General features: G+C 71.2%; 19 protein-coding genes. 7 read left to right on the forward strand and 12 right to left on the reverse strand.

Features of this window, described 5'->3' with window-relative positions:
* Positions 1 to 3 precede the first annotated feature (3 nt).
* The 7 genes from JAP66_RS10455 to JAP66_RS10485 all read left to right on the forward strand — a co-directional run bounded on the left by JAP66_RS10455 (position 4) and on the right by JAP66_RS10485 (position 8,781).
* Positions 4 to 612, forward strand: a complete 609-nt coding sequence (locus JAP66_RS10455) for a TetR/AcrR family transcriptional regulator (protein WP_199431440.1) — start codon at positions 4 to 6, stop codon at positions 610 to 612.
* Positions 613 to 703: 91 nt separating this feature from the next.
* Complete coding sequence (gene sbnA / locus JAP66_RS10460; protein WP_199431441.1) at positions 704 to 1,696, forward strand: 2,3-diaminopropionate biosynthesis protein SbnA; 993 nt, start codon at positions 704 to 706, stop codon at positions 1,694 to 1,696.
* Positions 1,697 to 1,706: 10 nt separating this feature from the next.
* Positions 1,707 to 2,705, forward strand: coding sequence for a 2,3-diaminopropionate biosynthesis protein SbnB (sbnB, locus tag JAP66_RS10465; RefSeq protein ID WP_199431442.1), 999 nt, complete (start codon positions 1,707 to 1,709; stop codon positions 2,703 to 2,705).
* Positions 2,687 to 4,315 carry an IucA/IucC family protein gene (locus JAP66_RS10470; protein WP_307849509.1) on the forward strand — a complete coding sequence of 543 codons (1,629 nt, stop codon included), beginning with the start codon at positions 2,687 to 2,689 and terminating at the stop codon, positions 4,313 to 4,315. The genes sbnB and JAP66_RS10470 overlap by 19 nt, the downstream gene beginning before the upstream one ends.
* Complete coding sequence (locus tag JAP66_RS10475; protein ID WP_199431443.1) at positions 4,312 to 5,859, forward strand: IucA/IucC family protein; 1,548 nt, start codon at positions 4,312 to 4,314, stop codon at positions 5,857 to 5,859. Before JAP66_RS10470 ends, JAP66_RS10475 begins: the two co-directional genes overlap by 4 nt.
* Positions 5,856 to 7,547: an IucA/IucC family protein gene (locus JAP66_RS10480; protein ID WP_199431444.1), complete on the forward strand. Its 1,692-nt coding sequence runs from the start codon at positions 5,856 to 5,858 to the stop codon at positions 7,545 to 7,547. The genes JAP66_RS10475 and JAP66_RS10480 overlap by 4 nt, the downstream gene beginning before the upstream one ends.
* Positions 7,540 to 8,781, forward strand: coding sequence for a type III PLP-dependent enzyme (locus JAP66_RS10485; RefSeq protein ID WP_199431445.1), 1,242 nt, complete (start codon positions 7,540 to 7,542; stop codon positions 8,779 to 8,781). Before JAP66_RS10480 ends, JAP66_RS10485 begins: the two co-directional genes overlap by 8 nt.
* Positions 8,782 to 9,296: 515 nt before the next feature.
* Here JAP66_RS10485 and JAP66_RS10490 read toward each other — a convergent pair.
* From JAP66_RS10490 to JAP66_RS10545, 12 genes are all read right to left on the reverse strand, one after another.
* The gene (locus tag JAP66_RS10490; protein WP_199431446.1) at positions 9,297 to 10,283 is read right to left on the reverse strand and encodes a 5-oxoprolinase subunit C family protein; all 987 of its coding nucleotides are present in this window, start codon (positions 10,281 to 10,283) and stop codon (positions 9,297 to 9,299) included.
* A complete protein-coding gene (locus tag JAP66_RS10495; protein WP_199431447.1) occupies positions 10,280 to 11,167 on the reverse strand; it encodes a 5-oxoprolinase subunit B family protein in 888 nt (295 codons plus the stop codon). The genes JAP66_RS10490 and JAP66_RS10495 overlap by 4 nt, the downstream gene beginning before the upstream one ends.
* Positions 11,168 to 11,186: 19 nt before the next feature.
* A complete protein-coding gene (locus tag JAP66_RS10500; protein WP_199431448.1) occupies positions 11,187 to 11,948 on the reverse strand; it encodes a 5-oxoprolinase subunit PxpA in 762 nt (253 codons plus the stop codon).
* Positions 11,949 to 11,951: 3 nt separating this feature from the next.
* The gene (locus JAP66_RS10505) at positions 11,952 to 13,322 is read right to left on the reverse strand and encodes an aspartate aminotransferase family protein (protein ID WP_199431449.1); all 1,371 of its coding nucleotides are present in this window, start codon (positions 13,320 to 13,322) and stop codon (positions 11,952 to 11,954) included.
* Positions 13,323 to 13,357: 35 nt separating this feature from the next.
* The gene (locus tag JAP66_RS10510) at positions 13,358 to 14,362 is read right to left on the reverse strand and encodes a phosphotransferase (RefSeq protein ID WP_199431450.1); all 1,005 of its coding nucleotides are present in this window, start codon (positions 14,360 to 14,362) and stop codon (positions 13,358 to 13,360) included.
* The gene (locus tag JAP66_RS10515; protein ID WP_199431451.1) at positions 14,359 to 15,120 is read right to left on the reverse strand and encodes an SDR family NAD(P)-dependent oxidoreductase; all 762 of its coding nucleotides are present in this window, start codon (positions 15,118 to 15,120) and stop codon (positions 14,359 to 14,361) included. The genes JAP66_RS10510 and JAP66_RS10515 overlap by 4 nt, the downstream gene beginning before the upstream one ends.
* A 72-nt stretch (positions 15,121 to 15,192) precedes the next feature.
* Positions 15,193 to 16,146: an NADP-dependent oxidoreductase gene (locus JAP66_RS10520; RefSeq protein ID WP_307849510.1), complete on the reverse strand. Its 954-nt coding sequence runs from the start codon at positions 16,144 to 16,146 to the stop codon at positions 15,193 to 15,195.
* Complete coding sequence (locus JAP66_RS10525) at positions 16,143 to 17,681, reverse strand: class I adenylate-forming enzyme family protein (protein ID WP_199431452.1); 1,539 nt, start codon at positions 17,679 to 17,681, stop codon at positions 16,143 to 16,145. Before JAP66_RS10525 ends, JAP66_RS10520 begins: the two co-directional genes overlap by 4 nt.
* 61 nt (positions 17,682 to 17,742) lie before the next feature.
* Positions 17,743 to 18,591, reverse strand: coding sequence for an NAD-dependent epimerase/dehydratase family protein (locus tag JAP66_RS10530; protein ID WP_199431453.1), 849 nt, complete (start codon positions 18,589 to 18,591; stop codon positions 17,743 to 17,745).
* The gene (locus tag JAP66_RS32910) at positions 18,588 to 20,279 is read right to left on the reverse strand and encodes a nuclear transport factor 2 family protein (protein WP_199431454.1); all 1,692 of its coding nucleotides are present in this window, start codon (positions 20,277 to 20,279) and stop codon (positions 18,588 to 18,590) included. The genes JAP66_RS10530 and JAP66_RS32910 overlap by 4 nt, the downstream gene beginning before the upstream one ends.
* Positions 20,280 to 20,302: 23 nt before the next feature.
* On the reverse strand, positions 20,303 to 21,727 hold the full coding sequence (locus JAP66_RS10540; RefSeq protein ID WP_199431455.1) for an APC family permease: 1,425 nt from the start codon (positions 21,725 to 21,727) through the stop codon (positions 20,303 to 20,305).
* On the reverse strand, positions 21,717 to 22,259 hold the full coding sequence (locus JAP66_RS10545; RefSeq protein WP_199431456.1) for a pyridoxamine 5'-phosphate oxidase family protein: 543 nt from the start codon (positions 22,257 to 22,259) through the stop codon (positions 21,717 to 21,719). The genes JAP66_RS10540 and JAP66_RS10545 overlap by 11 nt, the downstream gene beginning before the upstream one ends.
* Between the last annotated feature and the right edge of the window lie 71 nt (positions 22,260 to 22,330).

Genomic DNA, 22,330 nt, shown 5'->3' on the forward strand with positions numbered 1-22,330 from the left:
GCCATGGCCACCCAACCGCAGACCCGCCGGGGCAGGCCCGGCTACGACCTGGAGTCGCTGCTGCGGGTCGCGGTGAAGCTGTTCAACGAGCGCGGCTACGACGGCACCAGCATGGAGGACCTCGCCCGCAAGCTGGGCATCACCAAGTCGGCCATCTACCACCACGTGCCGAGCAAGCAGGAGCTGCTGCGGCTGGCCGTCGACCGCGCGCTCGACGGCCTGTTCGGCGTGGTGGCGGAGGCCGAGGCGGTGGACGGCAGCGCCGTCCAGCAGCTGGAGCACCTCGTCCGCGGCAGCGTCGAGGTGCTGGTCGAGCAGCTGCCGTTCGTCACGCTGCTGCTGCGGGTGCGCGGCAACACCAAGGTGGAGCGGGCGGCGCTCGCGCGCAGGCGGGAGTTCGACCGGATCGTGGCCGACCTCGTGGCGCGGGCCGAGCGGGACGGCGACATCCGGCCCGACGTCGATCCCGCCGTCACCGCCCGGCTGCTGTTCGGCATGGTCAACTCCCTCGTCGAGTGGTACCGGCCGCGGCGCGACTCGAGCGGGGCGGAGATCGCGGACGTGGTGTCGAAGATCGCCTTCGACGGGATCCGGCTCGGCCCGGCCTCGTAACCGCTCGTGTCGATTTCCTCATCGACAGTGACCTCTTTAGTAAGGTAAGACTTGCCTTACGCATGACGCGCTTGCCGAGCCGAGGAGACAAGTGACCGCAGCTCCGACCGTCGCCGAGTCCGTCGGCGAGTCCGTGTTCGACTGTGTCGGCAACACCCCCGTCGTGGCCCTGCGCAGGCTGTTCCCCGGTCCGGACGTCGAGGTGGTCGCCAAGCTGGAGCTGATGAACCCGGGCGGCAGCATGAAGGACCGCTCCGCCCGCTACATCGTGGAGTGCGGCCTGCGGGATCACACGATCCGCCCCGGCGACCGGCTGATCGAGAGCAGCTCCGGCAACTTCGGCATCGCGCTGGCGATGGCCGCGCGCGTGCACGGCCTGCGGTTCACCTGCGTGGTCGATCCCCAGATCACCAGGGCGAACCTCGCCGTCCTGCGCGGACTGGGGGTGGACGTCGACCCGGTCTCCGAACCGGACGAGGCAGGCGGCTACCTGCGCACGCGGCTGCGCCGGGTGCGGGAGCTGCTCGCCGCCTCCCCCGGCGCGATCTGGATCAACCAGTACGCCAACGACCGCAACTGGCAGGCGTACTACCACGGCACCGGGGCGGAGCTGGCGGCGCAGCTCGTCCGCTCGCCGGCCTACCTGTTCGCCCCGGTGAGCACGACGGGCAGCGTCCTCGGCTGCGCCCGCCGCCTGCGCGAGCGCTTCCCCGGGTTGCGCGTGGTCGCGGTGGACGCGGCGGGCTCGGTGATCTTCGGCGGGCCTGCCGGGCACCGGGAGATCCCCGGCATCGGCTCCAGCCGGGTCCCGGAACTGTGCCGTCCGGAGGAGATCGACGAGGTCTCCTACGTCGACGACGTCGACGCCGCCCTCGGCTGCCGCGAGCTGCTCGCGACGGAGGGCATCTTCGCCGGTGGCTCGACGGGTGCGGTCGTCGCGGCGATCCGCAGGGCCCTGCCGCGGCTGCCGAGACCCTGCCGGGTCGTGGCGATCTTCCCCGACCGCGGGGACCGCTATCTCGACCTGGTCTACGACGACGACTGGCTCGCCGCCGCCCGCGCCCGCCGCGCGAACGAAACCTGAGGAGCATCCCTTGCCCGAGCACGATCCCCGGCTGCTCTACCTGACGCGCCGAGATGTGGCGGCCGTCGGCGGCGCCTCCGCCGGTCTCTACGTCGACGCCCTGCGCGCCGCACTCGTCGCCCACGCCGAGGGCGCGACGGTGCAGCCGCTCAAGCCGTACCTGCGGGCCGGCAAGGGACACATCGCAGACCGGATCATCGCGATGCCCGCGCACGTCGGCGAACCAGGCGTCTCCGGTCTGAAGTGGATCGGCAGCAAGCACGACAACCCCGCCGCCGGGCGCGAACGCGCCAGCGCGCTGATCGTGCTCAACGACCCGGAGACGAACTATCCGGTCGCCATCCTCGAAGGCGGCCTGATCAGCGCGTGGCGGACCGCGGCCGTCACCTGCCTGGCCGCGGAGCACCTGGCCCGGCCGGGCTTCACCGACGTCACGCTGATCGGTTGCGGGGTCATCGGCCGCACGCAGGTCGACGCGCTGCTGGAACGGTTCCCCGGCATCGGCACCGTGCACCTCCACGACCTCCGGCCGGAGGCGGCGCACGAGCTCGCCGCGCGGCTCGACGGCCGGGTCGCCACCCGGGTGGCCGCCGAAGCGGAGGACGCCGTACGGGCGGGTGACGTCGTGCTGCCGTGCACGGTGACCGACCGCCCCTACCTGGAGTTCGACTGGCTCAAGCCGGGGACCCTGCTGGCCAACGTGTCCATCATGGACGTGCACAAGGAGGTGTTCCTGCGCGCCGACAAGGTCGTGGTGGACGACTGGGAGCAGAGCAACCGGGAGAAGAAGATCATCAACCAGCTCGTGCTGGAGGGTTCGTTCTCCCGGGAGCAGCTGCACGCGGAGCTCGGCGAGATCCTGGCGGGTACCCGCCCCGGCCGGGAAAGCACCGGGGAGATCATCCTGCTCAACCCGATGGGCATGGCGGTCGAGGACATCGCCTGCGCCGCCGAGGTCCACGCCCGCGCCGAGGCCCAGGGGGTCGGCACGTGGCTGGACCTGTACTAGTGCCGCCCGCCGAGCTGGTGATGGCAGACCTGGTGGACGCCCTGATCCGCGAGCGGCTGTGCGGGTTCGGCGAGGGCATGCCGGAGGACGGCTGGTATCGCGTCGGACCGCTGCGGTTGCCCGTCCACGGCGGCGACGGCCTGCAACCGTTCCGGTACGCGGGCGGTCCCGTCCGGCTCGGCGGCAGGGAGCTCGCGCCCGACGAGCTGCTCAGGTACGTGGCCGCGGACCAGCCACACGTCGAGGAGGTGGCGGCCGGGTTGCGCACCGCGGTCGAGCACGCGGCCGCCGTGCTCGGCGCCCGGCACGACGGCGCACCCGGCGACCTGCTCGCGGGCGAGCGGCTGGCGGCCACCCGAAACCGCCCGTTCCACCCGACCGCCAGGGCAGTCGTGGGCTGGACCGCCGCCGAACTCACCGAGTACGGGCCCATGCGGCGCGAACCGCTCGCCCTGCGCTGGGTGGCCGTGCCCGCCGAGCGGCTGCGCTTCGGCGGTGGTGCGGCATCGCGGCGGATCGCCCGGCTGCTGCTCGACGACGCCGAGCACGACCGGCTCGCCGACGGCCTCGGCGCCGGGCAGTACCTGCTGCCGGTGCATCCGTGGCAGTTCGAGCACGTGCTGCCCCGCGAGTTCGCCGCGGAGCTGGACGCCGGGCTCATCCGCCCGCTCGCGCCGAGTGCGGGCACCTTCCGGCCCACCGCGTCACTGCGCACCCTCGCCACCGCGGACGCGACGCGGCACGTCAAGCTGCCGCTCGGCCTGAGCACGCTCGGCTGCGCGCGGCTGCTGCCACCGCGCTACCTCGACAACGGCGAGCGGGGCGAGCGCACCCTGCGCGCCGTGCTCGCCGCCGACCCTGCGCTGGCCGGGCAGGTCGCGGTGTGCGACGAGACCACCTGGTGCGGCTGGGCCGGTGACGAGTTCACCGACCGGCCAGGGCACCTCGCCGCGCAGGTCCGGAGCTACCCCGCCGACCTGCTCGGCACGCCCGCGCTGCCGATGGCCGCACTCGCCGCACACGAGTGGCACACGCTCGGCGCGCTGCTCCGCACGGGCCCCGTCGAGTTCTTCCGCGAGCTGGCCGGGGCGTTCACCGGGATGGCGCTCGGGTTCCTCCGGCACGGTGTGCTGCCGGAGCTGCACGGGCAGAACGTGGTCGTGGCCCTGCGCGACGGCGTGCCCTGGCGGTTCGTCCTGCGCGACCACGACACCGTCCGGATCCATCCACAGTGGATGGCCGAGGCGGGTGTGCCGGACCCGGTCTACCGGGTCCGGCCCGGCACGGCGCAGTCGCTGCGCCTGGACACCGCCGAGGAGCTGACCGGCTACCTCCAGACGCTCGGCTTCCAGGTGAACCTGCACGGCATCGCGGACGCACTCGCCCGCCACTACGGCATTCCCGCGAAGGTGCTGTGGCGGGAGCTGCGCGACGCCGTGGCCGGCTGGCTGGACCGGCTCGACCTGCCGGAGCAGGTCGAGCGGCAGCTGCTGCACGCGCCGACGTGGCCGAGCCGGGAGGTGCTCGGGCCGCTGCTGCGCCGCGGCGGTCCGGCGAGCCCGAGCATGCCCGCGCGGACCGGCCGGGTCCCGAACCCGCTGCTGACATGACCCCGCTCGACGCCGCCCGGCACGCCACCCGCCGTGCCCTGCTCAACGCCTACCTGCGCGAGACCGGAGTGCATGCGGCACCGGGCGGCGAGTGGCGGATCACGCTGCCCAGGACACGGCGGCTGCTCACGGTCGAGGTACGGCACCGCTGCGCGTCCGGCCAGCACGACTACGCCGAGGCGACCCGTCCGGGACACGAGGAGTTCGTCGCGGCGCTGCTCGCCGAGCTGGCGGCGCTGACCGGCCACGACGACGCCGGGGAGCTGGCGGCGCGGATCGGGAACAGCACGGCCCGCGCCGCCCGCTACCTCGCCCGCGGCAGGCCGCCACCACCCTGCGGCGACCCGCACGCGCTCACCCGGCACGCCGAGCAGACGCTGCTGCTCGGCCATCCCTTCCATCCGACGCCGAAGAGCGCCGAGGGCTTCGACGACGCCGACCTCCGCCGCTACGCCCCCGAGCTCGGGGCCGAGTTCGTGCCGTACTACCTCGGCCTCGCGCGGGAGCTGGTGCTCGACGTGCGGGTGGCCGAGGGCGCGTGGGTGCCGGAGGAGGTCGAGGCGCGCGTTCCCCCCGGATACGCTGCGCTGCCCGCGCACCCGTGGCAGGCGCGGTACCTGCTCGCCCGGCCGGACGTGGCCGGGCTCGTCGAGCGGGGCGCCCTGCTGCCGCTGGGGCCGCTCGGCCGTCCGGTATATCCGACCTCGTCGGTGCGCACGGTGTGCGACCCGGCGTTCCCCGCGTCGTGGAAGCTCCCGCTGCACGTGCGGATCACCAACTTCGTCCGCAACAACCCCATCGAGCAGCTGCGCCGCGCCACCGACGCCACCGTGCTGGTGCGGCAACTGCCCGCGCACACCGGGTTCGGCGTGCTGCGCGAGACCGGCTTCCGCGCACCCGATCCGGCCGTCGTCGGCGAGGACCTCGCGGCCGAGCTCGCCGTGCTGTACCGGGAGAACCCGTTCACGGGCGACCCGCGGGCGCCGCGCGTGCTCGCGAGCCTGCTGGAGGACCCGGCCGGGCTCGTCGAGTGCGTTCGGGAGGCGGGCGACGTGGCCGAATGGCTGCGCCGCTACCTGGCCATCTCACTGCGCCCGTTGCTCTCGCTGTTCTTCACCGAAGGGATCGCCTTCGAGGCGCACGTGCAGAACTCGTTGCTGTGCACCGAAGGCGGCTGGCCGTCGCGGTTCTGGGTGCGCGACCTGGAAGGCGCCGCCGTCAGCGCGCGGCGGCTCACCCGCGATGTGATCCCCGCGGGCAGTCCGCTGCGCTACGACGACGCCGAAGCCTGGCTGCGGCTGCGCTACCACGCCGTCACCAACCAGCTCGGCCATGTCGTGCACGTACTCGGCAGGTACACCGGGACCGGCGAGCACCGGCTGTGGGCGGTGGCGCGCGAGGCGCTGGCCGAGGTGCCGGAGGCGGCCGCGCTGCTCGACGACCCCGTGCTGCCGGCCAAGGCCAACCTGATCAGCCGGTTCACCGGGCGCGGTGAGCGGCCGAGCTACGTCGATGTCCCCAACCCCCTGTCGGAGCGCTCATGACCACCGACGTCGTCCAGCGGGCCCTCGCCGCGCCGAGCTACCCGGCGGTGCGCCGCCGGGTCTTCCGGCAGCTGCTGGAGTCGTTGCTGTACGAGGGGTCACTGCGCGCGAGCGAGTCCACGGTGGAGGGTGCGGGCGGTGTCCGGTACACGTTCACGGCGCGGCGCCGGTACGGCTTCGACCGCGTGGCGGTGGGCCCGGGCCCGGTGCTGCGGCAGGGAAAGGAGGCGACCTCGCTGACCCGCTTCCTCGACGAGGTACGCGACCGGCTGGACTCGGAGCCCGCGCACCTCGCCCGCTTCGCCCACGAGCTGGAGGAGACGCTCTTCAAGGACGCGCTGGCCCAGTACCTGCGCAAAGGCACGCTGGCCGGGGCGGACTTCGACACGCTGGAGGGCGCGATCACCGACGGACACCGCTACCACCCGGCGTACAAGTCCCGGGTCGGTTTCGACCTCGCCGACAACCTCGCCTACGGCCCGGAGTTCGCCCGTCCGGTCCGTCCACTGTGGCTGGCCGCGCGGCGCAGCATCGCCGACGTGAGCGCGTCGGGGTCGATCCGCGCTGACGAGCTCGCGCGCGAGGGGCTCGGCGGCGCGTTCGGTCCGCTCCCGAGGGACCGCGTACTCGTCCCGGTGCATCCGTGGCAGTGGCGGACGGTGCTCGCCAGGGCGTTCGCCGAGCAGCTGCACAACGGCGACCTGCTCGTGCTCGGCGAGGACCCGCACGAGTTCCGCGCGCAGCAGTCCGTCCGCACACTGTCCTGTTCGGATGATCCGACGCGGCCCTACCTCAAGCTGGCGCTGTCGATGGTGAACACGTCGACCAGCCGGGTGCTGGCGCCGCACACCGTGCACAACGCGCCGCTGATCTCCGACTGGCTGCGCACCGTCGTCGAGCGCGACCCGTTCCTGCGCGGCGAATGCCGCGTGCTGCTGCTCGGCGAGGTGCTGGGCACCACGGTCGCCCCGCCCGCGGCAACTGAGCTGTCGCGGCCGGACACTTACGGCACGCTGGCCTGCGTCTGGCGGGAGAGCCTGCTTCCCCGCCTCGAGCCCGGCGAGCGCGCGGTGCCGTTCACCGGGCTCACCGCGCGCGAGCTGGACGGCACGCCGCTGATCGACGGCTGGGTGCGCGCGCTCGGCGTGACTCCGTGGCTGGAGCGGCTGACCGAGGCGTGCGTGCTGCCGCTGGTGCACCTGCTGTGCCGGCACGGGATCGCCCTGGAGGCGCACGCGCAGAACATGGTGCTCGTGCACCGCGACGGCGTACCCGCGCGGGTGGCGCTGCGGGACTTCCACGACGGGGTGCGGTTCTCCCGCGCGCACCTCGCGAATCCCGGGCTGTGCCCGCCGCTGCGGGGCACCCCGCCGGAGCACGAGAACCGCAACTCGTTCGTCGAGACCGGCGACCTGGAACTGGTCGCGGACTTCCTGCTCGACGCGCTGTTCTTCGTCAACATCGGCGAGCTGGGGATCTTCCTCTCCGACGCCTACGGCCTGGACGAGCGGGAGTTCTGGGCGATCATCCGCGCGGCGCTGCGCCGGTACCACGCGCGCTTCCCCGGCCCGATCGTCGACATCGGTAAACCGGCCGTCGCCGTGGAGCAACTGACCACGCGCAGGCTGCTGCCGGACGCCGAGCCACGGTTGCACACCGTGCCCAACCCGCTGGCCGGCGATGCGTGAGCCGGTCTGCCGCTACGTCTACGACCTCGACGGGCTGGCTGCCCACGCCAGCCGGGTCGTTGCCGCGCTGCCGTGGCCGTGCCGGATGTTCTACGCGATGAAGGCCAACAGCGCGAAACCCCTGCTGCAAACGCTTGCGCCACTGGTGGCGGGCTTCGAAGTGGCATCCGGTGGGGAGCTGGCGAAGGCCCGGGCGGTGAGTGACGCCGTCCCCGTGCTGTTCGGCGGTCCCGCCAAGACCGAGTCCGAGATCGCCGAGGCGCTACGGCTGCGGGTGGAGCGCCTGCACGCCGAGAGCGTGCTGGAGCTGCACCGGATCTCCGCGGTGGCCACGCGCCTCGGCCGCACCGCCGACGTGCTGCTGCGGGTGAACCTCGCCGGCCCGTTCCCGGCGGCGACCATCGCGATGGCGGGCGCGCCCACCCAGTTCGGGATCGAGGAGGCGGCACTTCCCGAGGCGGTGCGGGCGGCCACCGAACTGCCCGGCATCCGGCTCGCCGGGTTCCACCTGCACTCGCTGTCGAACAACCTCTCCGCCGGGGCGCACCTGGAGATGCTGGAGCTCTACCGGCGCAAGGTCACCGGCTGGGAGGCCGCGTTCGGGCTGCACTGCGAGGTGGTCAACGTCGGCGGTGGCATCGGTGTCGACTACACGGACCCGCCCGAACGGTTCGACTGGGCTGCGTTCACCCGCGGCCTTGCCGCGCTGGTGCGGACGTTTCCGGAGCACTGGCGGGAGATCGACTTCGAGTGCGGGCGGTTCCTGGTCGCGGCCTGCGGCAGCTACGTCACCGAGGTGCTGGACGTGAAACGCAACCACGGCACCGCTTACGTGCTGGTCCGCGGTGGCACCCACCATTTCCGGCTGCCCGTCTCGTGGCAGCACAGCCATCCCTTCAGCGTGCGGCCCGTCGACGAGTGGCGGCTGCAGGCGCCCCGGCCGGAGCTGCGTGCCGAGCCGGTGACGGTGGTCGGCGAGCTGTGCACGCCGAAGGACGTGCTCGCCCGTGACGTCGTGGTGGAGCGGGTCCGGCCCGGCGACCTGCTGGTTTTCCATCAGGCGGGCGCGTACGGCTGGGAGATCTCGCACCACGACTTCCTCAGCCACCCGCACCCCGAGCACGTGTTCACCCCACCGCCCTCGTGGCCGCTAGCAGGAAGACTGGCTCGACTCCCTCCCGCCGGTTCCCGGCGCGAGCCCGAGCCGGGACGTTCTGCGAGCCATGTTCGCTAGCTACGACCAGTACCAAGACGAGCAGATTGAACGGCGTTGTCGCCCGAACATTGATCAGCTGACTCGGCTACTGTCGTCAACGCGGCCATACCACTACCGCGAACTAGATCACGTCGCCCGATCGCTCGTTACAACAGCCGGAAGGCTATTCCGTATTTCTTGGGCACGTGAAGAGGAAAAAGAGGGGCGATCGCGAAGAATAATTTCGCCGCCGATCGACTCTGCGTTCTGGTACGGTCGCGGCGACCGTATGACCGGCTACACGCGAGGTAGTCGATCATTATCGCGGTGGCGGACTCGATCGGTCGTCGCAACGTTGCTTGATGATCTTGGCAGTGGCGCGGCGAATGTCGTCGCAAGAGTCGTCCAGCCGAGCCGAGCGTCTTTCGGGTTCGGTTGTTTTAGGAGGCGCTCCATTCGGTGTTTCTCGGGAAGTACTGGCGCAGCAGGCGATTGATGCTTCTGTCAAATCGGCTGGCTGGTGGCGGGTGACTTCTCCCGGTAGGTGAACGACGTCAGAACAGGCTGAGCAGGTTGATATTGATGCGCGCGTCGCGCAGCCGCGCTCGAAGCTCGGCTCGTGCGGCCAGCGCGCCATCCACCGAGACCGGCTCGAAGCGCACCGTGTCGGGCGCCCGCGCTTGCGCCAGCAGGTCGAGGTCGGCGCTGATCACCGTTCCAAGCGTCGCATAGCCTCCACCGGTCACGGCGTCGCGTAGCAGGCAGATGGGCTCGACGCCGCTCGGGACCTGGATCGACCCGACGGGGTAGCCCAGGTCGACGACGTTGCTCGGGTTGTCACCGGCGCCAAACGGCTGCTCCCGCTCGACGAACGCCAGGCTCGGGCCGTCGAGGCGGCAACCGATGCGGTCGGAACGCGTGGTGAGGGTGTAGGTGCTGGTGAAGAACTGCTCCAGCGATTCGGCCGTGAAGCGGTAGCCGCACAGCCCCGGGACGACCCGGACCGTCACCTGATCCCCGAAGCGGCTGTGGAGGCGGGGGTCGAGGTGTGCGCCAGGCCGCTCCGGCGCCGCGGTCTCGGAACCGACCCGCAGGGTTTCCCCGGCAACGAGGGGGCCGCCCGAGAGGCCGCCGATCCCGGCGGCGGTGTAGGTCGAGCGGCTGCCCAGGAACGGCGGGGAATCGATTCCGCCGCGCACCGCGAGGTAGGACCTGGCGCCGGCCCGGGCCAGACCGATCGCCACTTGCTGACCGGCCCGGACCGTATGTGCGGCCCAGGTAGCCACCTGGCGGCCGTCGATGGTGACGTCGACGTCGGCGCCAGTGACCGCGACGAGGGCGTCCTGCTCGAACCCGAGCGTGGGTCCGGCCATGGTCGACTCCAGGGTCGCGGCCGACTCGGCGTTGCCGACCAGGAGGTTGGCGCACCGGTGCGAGTACTGGTCCAGCGCACCAGAGGGTGGCAGTCCCATGGCGTAGTAGCCGGGGCGGCCGAGGTCCTGGATCGTCGTGTGCGGACCGGGAGCGACAACCAGGATCATGACAGGAGCGCCTTGAGTGAGCGCGCGTATCTCACCGGGTCCTCCTCGAAGTCGGCGAGAGAGAACTCGACGGGCGCGCGGCGAACGACGTGCTTGTCAGCGTCAACGTGGCGGCGCACCTCGTCGTACTCTTCCCTGGCGACCGCGCGGAACTGCAGCAGGGTCGAGATGGGGGTCAGCACTGGCGATCGGCGAAACTCGCGCGTGGCCTGACTGAGGTCGACGACCGGAATCGCGCTACGTCCGAGCAGCTGGTAGCCACCCACTCCGCTGGATGGGTAGATGACGGTGAAGGCACCGCCGTGGGCGACGGCCCGGGCGGGTGTCTCGGTGCGCGGCGTGAGGTACTTGGGCGCCTGGAGCTGCCGCTCCTGTGGCACCAGCTGGTACGACTCCGCGTTTCCGGGCTTGAAGCAGGGAAACGTCACGATGAAAGGCGCACTCGAGTGTGCCTTTACCAGCTCGTCGACGGAGGCCAAGCCGTTGATCCGCGCGGTGTACTGGATGTCGGTCTCGGTCGCGGACTGGTGTCCGTCGCGGAACCGCATGCAGACCTCGACCGACCATGGGTCGTTGTAGAGGACGGGCACGTCGAGGATCTCGGTGGAGATCGTCGTCTCCGACGCTTGCCCGTCCTGGTGGATGTCCGCGATCGCGTTGAGTGCTCGGCGGGGGTCGATGGTCTCAGGGTCGATGCGGACCAGGTAGCTGCTGTTGGCGGGGGCGATGTCGAGGATCCCCGGCAGCTCGAGGTCGGTGATGCGTGCTGTGATCGACTGGGCCCGGAGGGCGGCGGCGAGGCTCATCGCTTCGTCGAGCTCGACGAAGAGGTACTCGTCGCCGCCGAAGCTGGCGCGGCTCCCGCCGGGGAGCGTCGTGTACACGGGCGAGATTGTCACGGCGTCACACCCATGGCTCGGCCGGCCGGACGTCGAACCCTGCGGCGGTGAGGGAGCGGTTGACCGCCGCGGCGATGGGCACGGCGTTAGGTCGGTCGCCGTGAACGCACACCGAGCGCACCGACATCGCGATGCTGCGGCCTGACACCGTCACTGCTCGGCCGCGCGCCACCGTCACGGCCGTCTCGGCGACCCGCTCGGGATCCTTGGCTGCGGGACGCGGCTCGATGACGTTGATGCCGTCGTCGTCGAAATCGAGGTCGATGGCGTTCTCGGGGATCACCGGGTGGCCCGCCGTCCGCACGGCGGTGAGGGCAGCGGTGGGCGCGATCATCAGCGGCAGCTCGAAGCCGGCGCTGAAGAGTCCTGCCGCGAGGGCGACCGCGAGCTCGCGGTCGCGGCAGACCGCACCCATCAGAGCCCCGTGCGGCTTGACGTGTCGGAGCCGGACGCCTTCGCTCGCGGCGATCGCGGCCAGTGCGCCGACCTGGTAGACGACCGAGTCGACGGTCTCCGCGATCGACATCGCGATGGCACGACGCCCGAATCCGACCTTGTCGTCGTACCCGGGGTGCGCACCGACCGCGACGCCGGCGTCCCGCGCGGCTCCGACCGCCGCCCGCATCGTGGCAGGGTCGCCGGCATGGTGGCCGCAGGCGATGTTGGTACTCGAGACGAACGCGAACAGGCTGACCTCGTCGCCCAGCGGCCAGCGGCCGAAGCTCTCGCCGGCGTCGGCGTTGACGTCGATTGGTGTGGGCGCCACGGCTCATGCCTCCCGTGCGGTGAAGTCGAGCGATCCGATGGTTACGGCGAGGGTGTCGACCAGCCGCTCGACGTGCGTCTGGTCGAAGGTGAGGGGCGGGCGGATCTTCAGCACGTTGCCCCGCGGGCCGGAGGCCGAGATCAGCACCCCGGCTCGACGCATCCGGTTGGTGACCTCGCGCGCGATCCGCGCGTCGTCGGCACCGCAGTCCGACGACAGTTCGACGCCGTAGAACAGCCCGACGCCGCGGACGGCTCTGATGAGGTCGGTCCCTCGGGCGAGGTCGCGCAGAGCGTCCCCCAGTGACACACCCACCTGGCGAGCGCGGGCGATGAGGTTTTCCTCCTCGATGACCGTTACGACCGCCTGTGCCGCCACAGCCGCGACCGTGCTGCCGCCGAAGGTGTTGAAGTAGCGGACCGCCGCCTCGAAGGCGTGACCCACCTCGGCACGGAGCACGACCGCGGCGACCGGGTAGCCGTTGCCCATCGGCTTGCCCATCGTGACGATGTCCGGGACGAACCCGTGGCGAGCAAATCCCCACCAGTCGTCGCCGGTGCGGCCGAAGCCGGCCTGGACTTCGTCGGCGATCATCACCGCGCCGTAGGAGCGAACCTCCTCGGCCACCGCCCGAAGGACACCTGCCGGATGGGTCAAGACGCCGTCGGAGGAGAAGATCGTGTCGACAAGACATGCGCTCACGCCGTACCCGGCACGGACCAGCTCGTCAGCGGCCCGGCGTACGTCGCCTCGCACGGCGGCGGCCAGCGCGGCCTCGTCAGGGAACCCCGCCGGGTCCGGCGCGGCGATGGTACGCACATGCGGTCCCAGCGGGGCGCCGGGGCCGAGGGAGGGCGAGTACGCCGCCACGCTGCTCGTGACACCGTGGTACGCGTGCGCGGTGACGATGATCCCGTTGGCACCCGTGTGGTGGTGGGCGATCCTCGTCGCCAGGTCGTTCGCCTCCGACCCGGTGCAGGTCAACGTCATGCGGTCGAGCGGCGCCGGGAAGTGCGCGAGGAGCTGCTCAGCCAGGTCGAGCAGCGGCTTCTGAAGGTAGCGCGTGTTGGTGTTCAAGGTCGCCAGCTGGCGCGAGACCGCCTCGACCACGCGCGGGTGACCGTGCCCGATCTGCGCCACGTTGTTGTAGGCGTCGAGGTACTCGGTCCCGTCGCTGCCGTGGAGATACACGCCCCGGCCGTGGGTGACTTCGATCGGATCGGCGTAGAAGAGCTGGTATCCCGGACCCAGGAGCTGGTTGCGTCGCTCGATCATCGAGGCGATGTCCTCAGGCTGGGACGCAAGGTCGGCGACGTTGAAGCCGTTGACCATGCCGACGGAGCTGACGGCTGCGCGAGGCGGTGGTGACGACACGGACGTGATCCCTTGGCTCGTGGCGGGGCGGGTGGTTAGGTGGCTGCGAGGAAGTGTTCGGTCGCGGTGCCGAGCGTCTGGATCGCGGCGTCGGCGCGGACCCAGTCGTGCCGCGAGTGCTCCTGGACGTACTCGGTCCGGGTGGGGTCGGCAGTGGCGCGCCATTGCGAGATCAGCGCTCGTTGCACGCAGCGGGCGGCAGCGGCCGCGCCGAGGGCTCGGAGTTCGGCCGGTGGGACGTTGCGGGCGCTGAGGAAGCCTCGTACGTGCGCGGACGCCAGCGACCACGGGTCCGCGAGCCGGTGGTCGAGGAGGTTGGACACGGCGACGGCAAGGTCGTAGAGCACCGGTGCGATGTGCACGTCGCCGAAGTCGATGACGCCGGTGACGAAGCCTGGAGCGGCCGGGTCCGCCAGCACGTTGTGCACGCTGTAGTCGCCGTGCACGACCTGTCGTGCGCCGCCCTCGGCCACCGGAAGGACGAAGCGGGTGAAATGGCTGACCACATGGGCGGCCAGCCGGGTCTGTGCCCGTGGGGGCGTGATGGTGTCGGCGAGCTCGGCCAGTCCGGACAGGTCCCACAGGAGCTGGCGGGCTGCGGCTGGGTGCCGGAAGTCGGCGAGCGCCGAGGTGACCTCACCGTGCACGGCTCCCACGCGCTCAGCCTGCTCGGGGCTGGGCCACCGCTCGGCGAGGCTGGTGCCCGGCAGGCAGGAGATGACGTAGACGATGCGGACCGGTAGGCCGCCTGAGCGTTCCCACCGGGTGATGGCCCTCCCTTCAGGAGTCGGCACGGCAACCGGGACCGGGACCGTGGTGGCCCGCGCGAGATGGGCAGCCGCCGCGAGTTGGAGCTCGACGAGGTCTCGTGGCTCGTCGAAGGCGCAGACCTTGACGATCAGGTCCTCGGCCGAGGCGAGCGATGCCCGGTAGGTCTCGTCGCGCTCGGATCCCAGGCGCGTGAGCGTGGCGTCGATGGCGTAGCGCTCACGCAGGTACTCCCCGAGTTCGTGCTCGAGCCTCCCCGGTGGCTCGATCAACTGGCGATCCATCCGCCGTCGATGAGCAGGGATGACCCGTGGATGTAGGACGCGGCGGGTGAGGCGAGGAACACGACCGCGGGTGCGATGTCGCCGACCTCTCCGATGCGCCCGGCGGGGGTGGCCGCGAGCATCTGCTTCTCGTAGCTCGGGTCAGCCAACAGGTGCTCGTTGATGCTGGTCCGCACGTTGCCAGGTGCGATGGCGTTGACGCGGATGCCGCGCGGAGAGAGCTCGGCGGTGAGCGCCTTGACCATGAGCTCGACCGCGCCCTTGGTGGCGCAGTAGGCCGTCGAGTTGGGGAACCCGGCGTAGCCGCAGATCGAGGAGACGAAGATGATCGACGAGCCCTCACCGAGGTGACCGGTGGCAGCGCGCGCGAGCCGGAACGGTGCCCGCACGTTGGCGTGCCACTGGTCGTCCAGGATCTGGTCGGTCGTCTCGAGGAACGGCGTGGGGGTGAAGACGCCGGCGGCGTTGACCAGGATGTCGAGCCGGCCGAACCGGTCCAGCGCGCGTCGTACGACGGTGTCCGGAGCGGCCTCGTCGGTGAGGTCCACGCTGAGGGTCTCGACCCGCTCACGGTTCGCCGCCAGGCTCGATGCGCTGGCGGCCAGCCGCTCCTCGTCGCGACCCACCAGGAGGACCTGGGCGCCGGCTCGGCGCATGTCGCGAGCGATCTCGGCGCCGATGCCGGAACTGGCGCCGGTGACGACGGCGACCTTCCCGGCCAGGGTGTCGGTATGGATGTGACTCATAAATGTGCTTCCTCGCTGGTGTGCGGGCGGTCAAGGGTGGTGGGCGGCGCGGCGCGGACGCCGGTGCGCGGGTCAGTCCGGGACGAGGACGACCTTGCCGAAGGCGCGGCCGGACTCGCCCCAGGCATGGGCCTCGGCTGCCGCGCTCATCGAGAAGACCCGGTCGACCTTGGGCCGCAGCACGCCACGCCGCACCATGTCCGCCACCGCCGCCATGCCTGTCCGGTCGGCGTCCGCGAGCATGCCGACCACCCGGACGCTGTGCTGCCGGGCCTCGTCCACCAGGACCGCGCGTCCGGTGGGCATGATGGTGACGAGCGCGCCGCCCGGGCGGAGCACGGTGAGCGAGCGGGTCGTGACGTCACCACCGACCGTGTCGAGCACGACGTCCACGTCCGACAGCTCGGCCTCGAAGGCGGTCGAGCGGTGGTCGAGGAGGTCATAGGCGCCGAGCTCGCGAAGGTAGTCGTGCTTCGGTGCGCTCGCGGTGCCGATGACCACCGCCCTGCGGTCCCTGGCGATCTGCACCGCGAGGTGACCGACGCCGCCACCGGCGCCGTGGACGAGCACCCGCTGCCCGGGCCGGATCCCCGCGCGCTCGACCAGTGCCTGCCACGCGGTGAGCGCGGCGAGTGGGAGTGCTCCGGCCCGCACATGGTCGAGCTCGGTGGGCTTGTGCACGAGTGCCCGGGCCGGGGCGAGCACGAACTCGGCGTGCGCGCCGTGGCCACAGGGGTAGGGCAACATCCCGAACACCTCGTCGCCGGGACGGAAGTCGGCGACCCCGAAGCCGATCTCCTCGACGACACCGGACACGTCCCACCCGAGCACGAAGGGCGGGGGACCGAGAAAGACCCGTCGCGACCGGTGCTTCCAGTCCGTCGGGTTGAGGCCGGCGGCGCGGACCCGCACGAGGACCTGGTTGGGCGGGACCCGCGGACGAGGGACTTCGACCTGACGAAGGACCTCGGGACCACCGAGGACGTCCTGGCTGATCGCCAGCATCGTCCCACCCGTCCCCGTCACGACGGGATCTCCGCGTCCCGGCGAAGCCGCTCGCGCAGGACGTGCTTCACGATCTTGCCCGAGAGGTTGCGGGGCACCTCCCCGAGAACGAGACGGTGCGGCGCCTTGTAGTCGGCGATGAGCGCCGACACGTGCGCCCGCAGATCCTCCAACGTGATCACCCACCCCTCGCACGGCGTCACGACGGCCACCACGCTCTCTCCGTAGACCGGGTGGGGCGCCCCGACGACCGCGCAGTCCGCCACGCCGGGGTGGGACGCCAGCGCGTTCTCGACCTCGACCGAATACACGTTCATGCCACCGGTGATGATCATGTCCTTCATGCGGTCGACGAGCGTGACGCAGCCGTCGTCGGCGATGCGCGCCACGTCGCCGGTGTGCAACCACCCGTCGCGCAGCGCTTCCGCGGTCGCCTTCGGGTCGCTCCAGTAGCCCTTCATCATGGACTCCCCGCGCAGCACCACCTCGCCGGTGCCGCCTGCCGCGACGTCCCGCCCCTCGCTGTCCACGACCCGTGCCTCGGTGTTGAGGATGGGCCACCCGTTGGCATTCGGGCGCCGTGCGATGTGGTCGGGTCCGATCCCGATGCCACCCGGGCCCGCCTCGGTCGGTCCGCAGAGGTTGAAGAGCCGCACGCCCGGTGCCGCCTCCCGGAGCCGCTCGATCGTCGACGGCGGCATCGGTGCGGCGCCGAACAGTCCGAGACGCCAGGCCGACAGGTCCCGGCTGCGGAAATCCGGGTGGTCGAGGAGCATCTGGTACATCGTGGGGACGCCGAAGAAGGTCGTGATCCGCTCCGACTCCATGGCGTCCAGAACGGCGGCCGCGTCGAACTTCTCGAGGAGCACGTGCGTGGCCCCCACCGCCGTGCCCCCGTGCAGGAGCAGGTTGAGACCCGCGGAGTGGTAGAGCGGAGCGACTTCCAGGATCCGTTCCCCATCCGCCATCCCGACGGTCATGCTCACGTTGAGCCCTGCCCAGATCACGCGGTGGTGGTCGAGAAGGACACCTTTGGGACGGCCCGTGGTACCCGAGGTGTAGAGGATCTCGGCGTCGTCCGACTCAGAGGTCGACGTCGCCGGTGAGTGGTCCGGGGCGTCGGCCATGAGGCTCCTGAGGTCGTCGGGACCACCCTGCCCCGGGCCGAGCGCGAGGTGGATCCTCGGCGGCGCGGCGGCCGCGTCCCGTGCCGCGTCCGCGACCGCCGCGAGACCCGGGTGAAAGACGAAGCCCGTCGCGCCGCTGTCGTCGAGCAGCCAGGTGACCTCCGGTGCCGCCATCCGGGGGTTGACGGGGACGACGAGGAGGCCGAGCTTCGCCGCGGCGTACAGGGCGACGACGAGGTCGTTGGAGTTCGTGCTCATGATCGCGAGGCGGTCACCCTTGACCATGCCGCGACCGTGCAGCACTGCCGCGGCACGGTTTACGTCACTGTCGAGCTCCGCCCAGGTGACCCGCCTGCCGTCGTGGACGAGCGCGTCGCGGGTCGGAGCCCGGTGGGCTTGTCGGGCTACCAGCTGGCCGAGTGTCGGCATGGGCTCTCCTGGCGAAGTGGGTCGAGGGCGGGGGCGGAACTCGTGTGGACCGGCTCGTCGGTCAGCCGCGGTGGCGCCGGACGAACTCGGCGAACGACGTGGCGGCCCTGCCCGCGATCTGTGCGACCTCCGTGGTCACGCGGTCCTCGGCGCCGCTCGCGGTCAGCACGTCCGCCCCGACGAGCGCATCGACGAACGGCCGGGGGAGACCTGCCTCGGTGAGTTGTACGGTGCGCTCGGCCGCGGTGACCGGCCGGTAGCGGACGGGGAGACCCCACTCGGCGGCGATGGTGGCTGCCATGTCGTCGTAGGCCAGCGCCTCCGGTCCGGTGAGCACGTGTTCGCGGTTGTCGTGGTCGGCGCGTGTCAGCAGCTCAGCCGCGACCGCGGCCACGTCCGCCGCGTCGATCCAGCCCGTCCGGCCGTCACCGGCGGCCGCGACGATCTCGTGACGCTCGCGGACGGCGACGGCGGTCGGGTGCGTGCCCACGAAGTTCTGCATGAAGCCCGAAGCCAGCAGGACCGACCACTCCGGCAGCTGCTGAACGGTGAGCCGTACGGCGTGCAGGCCCCGTGCTCGCAGCGGGAAGGCGGAGGAGTTGAGCAGCACCGTCCTCCTGACCCCGGCGTCTCGGGCCCTGCGGAGGAATCCGTCGACGACGTTCACGGGGTCGGCGTCCAGCGGCGGTGGCAGGAGGTAGATGCTGTCGACCTCGCGCAGCGCGTCATCGTGCGTCGCGGGGTCAGCCCAGTCGAACCGGAGATGCCGCACCCCGGGGGTGAGTGGCTCCCTTGGATGGTTCCGGCTCGCGACGATCACGTACACGCCGCGCCGGTGCAGAAGGTCCGTGACGACGCGCCCGGTCTGCCCGGTACCGCCCGTGACGAGCACTGTCCCGATCGCGCTCATCGTGCGACTTCTCGGTCTGCGGGCCCAGTCGCCGCCGTGGTTTGCGTGGGGTTCCAGTAGTCGCGGAAACGCACGATCCGGCCGTCCCGCTCCTCGATGATCCAGACGTACTGAACGTCGTAGGGCGCACCGGATTCGACCGCCGTGCCGTGCAGCGCGACCTCGGCCACGATCGAGTGCGGGTCGGTCAGGTGGTGCACGACGAGACTCGGGAACGATTCGATCCTGACCGCGGCACCGATCGCCATCACGTAGTCGCGCACGGACGCGGGGTCGTCCAGCCGACGGGGCCGACCGGGCGGTGCGTAGGGGAACTCGATCACGGCGTCCTCGGCGAAGAGATCGACGTAGCCGTCGAGGTCCATGGCGGCAAGGAGCTCGATCGACCGCAGCAGGACCGCGTGCGCGGGGCTGCTGGTCTTCTGGTCTGCGGCGAACACCTCGGTCAGCCAGTCGAGCATGCGTCCGATGGCCAGCCGCTGGGCGCCGACGTGACAGTGGGCATCGGCTCCCTCGGCGCCGGTGAAGGTCATAAGCGTGGCGGGTGCCGACAGGTGGGCCATCAGCTGGCGAGGCTGCGACAGGGCGGCTTCGTCGCCGGCGAAGAACAGGTCGCTGTCCGCCTCGCAGACCAGGACCGGGCAGGTGATCCGTTCGGCCACGCCGTCGAGCAGGTGGTACTGCGCGTAGGTCCGCACGAACTCGGCGGGGTCGGATGCGCCCATGACCCACAGCCCGTGATCGAGCGCCCACCGCAGGGTGGGCTGCTCCGCAGCCGCCGCCTCGACCTCGGCACTAAAGGCGGGATCGTGCCAGCGCGCTTCCATCTCGGCGCGGGTCTGGCCGAGGAGAGCCTCGACCGCGCCGAGGGCGTCGTACACACCGTCGTTGCACACGACGGCCGCGATGCGGGGCTCGAACGCGGCGGCACGAGGGGCCAGCACGCCTCCCAGGCTCACGCCCAGGAGCGCGATGCGGTCGGCGTCGACGATGTCGCCGTGCTCGGCGAGGAGCAAGTCGAGGACGGGCCCCACGACGTTCTCCCAGTCCGGACGGAACGTCAGTCCGTGGTCGTGCACGGCGGAAGGCTGCCCCGGGCCGTCGAAGGCGAGCACGTGGAAGCCACGTTCGGCGGCGGCCTCGGCCCCGAAGAAGTGCATCTCCTCCGCACTGCCGTCGAAGCCGTTGTGCATGACGATCGTCGGGCGCTTCTCGTCGGAGCCCGTCGCCGCCCGGTAGAGGTAGCCGCGCAGAGTCCGACCCTCGTAGGGGATCCGAACCGGCGAGATGCTCGACACCCCGGCGTCCTCGAAAGGACGCGGGATGGCGATCGCCGCCTCGAAGCACCGCACGCCGAGGCGGTACGCGTGCGACACCCGCGGATCGCGCGGGTTGGCGTGCAGGAAGAAGTCGGCGTTGCGGTAGTAGTTCGCGGCACGCAGGAAGCCCTCACGCGCACTCACGATCCGGCCCCGGGCGGTGTCCTGACGGGCGCCCTCCGCAATCCGATCGGCCGTCCGCAGCCACGCGTCGTACCAGCTGTCGTGGTTACCCGCGGTGATGCTCGCCGACGTGGCCAGCACCTCACCGACTTCCGAGCCACCGAAAGACGAGTGGCCCAGCATGCGCATGGTCTCGAACCAGTACTGGGGGTGGTCTGCAAAGAGCAGTGGAGCGACTGAAGTCACGTCGGAACGGTACCGTATCGTCGTCACGTTCGCAACGCCCCTTCGTCGGCACGGCCAGGGTGGAACCAGCCGTAGACGGCGACCAGGACGGGCACCAGGGGCATCCACGACACCACCGGGTGCTCGCTGCCGGTGATGGTCGAGTAGTTGCGCGCGATCGCCGCCAGCACGGCGACCAAACCCACGGCGGCGAGGACCGGCGCGACGATGGTCTGCCACGGCCCCTCGGTCACCTGGCGGCGCAACCGCGCGACGACCACGCTGACGCAGCAGCCGAGCATGAGCGTCACCAGCGAGATGGACGTGATCCCGGAGACCGCCGGGAACAGGTTGGTGAGCGGATCCGCTCCCAGTGCCGCGAACACGGCCAGGACACCTGCCGTAAGCGCGATCTGGACCGCGGTGCCGATCACCGGGGTGCCGTGTCGCGTGTGCACCCGCGCGAGGACGTCGGGCAGGCGCCCGGCGCGCCCCATAGCGAACAGGTAGCGGCTGCCCATGTTGTGCAGCGCGATCGCCGCTCCCAGGAAGCTGAGGGCCACCATCACGCTCAGCACCGGGCCGGTCCATTCGCCGAGGTAGGTCCCTGCCGTGGCCGGAACGAGCGCGCCGGCGTCCGCGCCCGCGACCGCGACGACGTCGCTGTGGGCGGCCTTGAGGGTCCAGGTCCCCATCGCGAACACGACGAGCAGCAGTCCCAATGCTCCGAACGTTGCCCTGCGAATGCTCTTGCGCGGGGCCTGTGCCTCCTCGCCGTACACGGCGGTGGCCTCGTAACCACCGAAGCAGACAAGGCAGAACACCAACGTCAGAGCGGCGGCGCCCGAGAAAGGGTCGTTCGGAGCAAGCCCTTCGGGGGACCAGGCGGATGCCGGGCGCTGGACCAGGACGGCTGCGAACAGCGCGACGACGATGGCGAACTGCGCAGTACAAAGCAGGGCCGTCACCCACTGGGCGATGTCGAGCCCGCGGACGCCGAGGACCGCGACGACACACAGGGCGATTGCCGACAGGACGAACCACGGGGGTGAGGAGCCGAAGTACGAGGTCAGCGTCAGCTCGGCGAAGTACCCCGTGGCCGCGACCATCGCCGTCGACGCGAGCCCATAGGCGAGCGCGGCGACGAATGCGGCGGCGGAGCCAAGCCTCCGTCCGAGCCCGAACGTCACGAATGCCGCGAACGCGCTCGGCTCGACGACATACCGAGACAGCACCAGGAAGCCGACCGCGAAGAGCGCCAGGAGCCCACCGATGACGACCAGGTAGCCGACGGTCTCGGCGCCCGCACCGAGACCGATGCTGATGGAGATGTTGGAGCTCAGGGCGGTGAGCGGCGCCGTGGCCGCCACCACCAGGAAGATCATCCCGGTCGTGGTGACCGTTCCGCCCCGGAGGCGTGGAGCGTCAGCGGCGACGGGACTCTGGTCGGAAAGGGCATCACTGGCCATGGCGGACTCCGGAGTCGTGGGTGGGACCGCTCGGCCGGCCCGAGAAGTCGGCCGAGTGCCAGCGCCGCGGCCGGATGAAGAACAGCACCTGGTCGTCGGGGTCGTACCGGTCGACCGCCGCGTCCGCCCCTTCGGCACTGAGGTAGCGCCGAGCGATGGCTCGCCGGACGTTCAGAGGTGACGGGTGGACGACCTCGACGACCTGGCCCTCGACGACGACGTACCGATAGGGCGGGGTCGCGTGCTGCACCGTGAGCGTGACGGCGCCGGCAGCGCGGACGAGCCCGGCCTTCCTGCTCGAGACCGAGGTGTTGACCACGACGTCGCCGCCAGGCTGGTAGGCGTACCAGAGCGGCACGCTCGCCGGAGGTCGCCCTGGGCCGGCGTCGACGGACAGCACAACGACGTGCGCCTCGGACAGGAACCGTTCCCGCTCGGCACGGGAGAGGGGGCGGGGCGGGTGGAGTCCGTCCGACCGCGCCAGGCGGGCCTCGAGTGAACCGTCGTCCGCGACTTGGGGGATGGATGTCATCGGCACTTCTCCCTACGGAAAGGACGATACGGTTTCGTCCCGTTCAGGCACCATAAACCGGCCGGTACCGT

Origin of the sequence: Qaidamihabitans albus (assembly GCF_016464705.1) — a bacterium.
GTDB lineage: Bacteria > Actinomycetota > Actinomycetes > Mycobacteriales > Pseudonocardiaceae > Qaidamihabitans > Qaidamihabitans albus.

Coding starts and splice junctions, on each gene's coding strand:
- JAP66_RS10530 (WP_199431453.1), bottom strand. CDS start 18,591: ATGAGCGCGATCGGGACAGTGCTCGTCACGGGCGGTACCGGGCAGACC.
- JAP66_RS10525 (WP_199431452.1), bottom strand. CDS start 17,681: ATGCCGACACTCGGCCAGCTGGTAGCCCGACAAGCCCACCGGGCTCCG.
- JAP66_RS10480 (WP_199431444.1), top strand. CDS start 5,856: ATGACCACCGACGTCGTCCAGCGGGCCCTCGCCGCGCCGAGCTACCCG.
- JAP66_RS10515 (WP_199431451.1), bottom strand. CDS start 15,120: ATGAGTCACATCCATACCGACACCCTGGCCGGGAAGGTCGCCGTCGTC.
- JAP66_RS10475 (WP_199431443.1), top strand. CDS start 4,312: ATGACCCCGCTCGACGCCGCCCGGCACGCCACCCGCCGTGCCCTGCTC.
- JAP66_RS10540 (WP_199431455.1), bottom strand. CDS start 21,727: ATGGCCAGTGATGCCCTTTCCGACCAGAGTCCCGTCGCCGCTGACGCT.
- JAP66_RS10545 (WP_199431456.1), bottom strand. CDS start 22,259: ATGACATCCATCCCCCAAGTCGCGGACGACGGTTCACTCGAGGCCCGC.
- JAP66_RS10490 (WP_199431446.1), bottom strand. CDS start 10,283: ATGATCCTGGTTGTCGCTCCCGGTCCGCACACGACGATCCAGGACCTC.
- JAP66_RS10485 (WP_199431445.1), top strand. CDS start 7,540: ATGCGTGAGCCGGTCTGCCGCTACGTCTACGACCTCGACGGGCTGGCT.
- JAP66_RS10455 (WP_199431440.1), top strand. CDS start 4: ATGGCCACCCAACCGCAGACCCGCCGGGGCAGGCCCGGCTACGACCTG.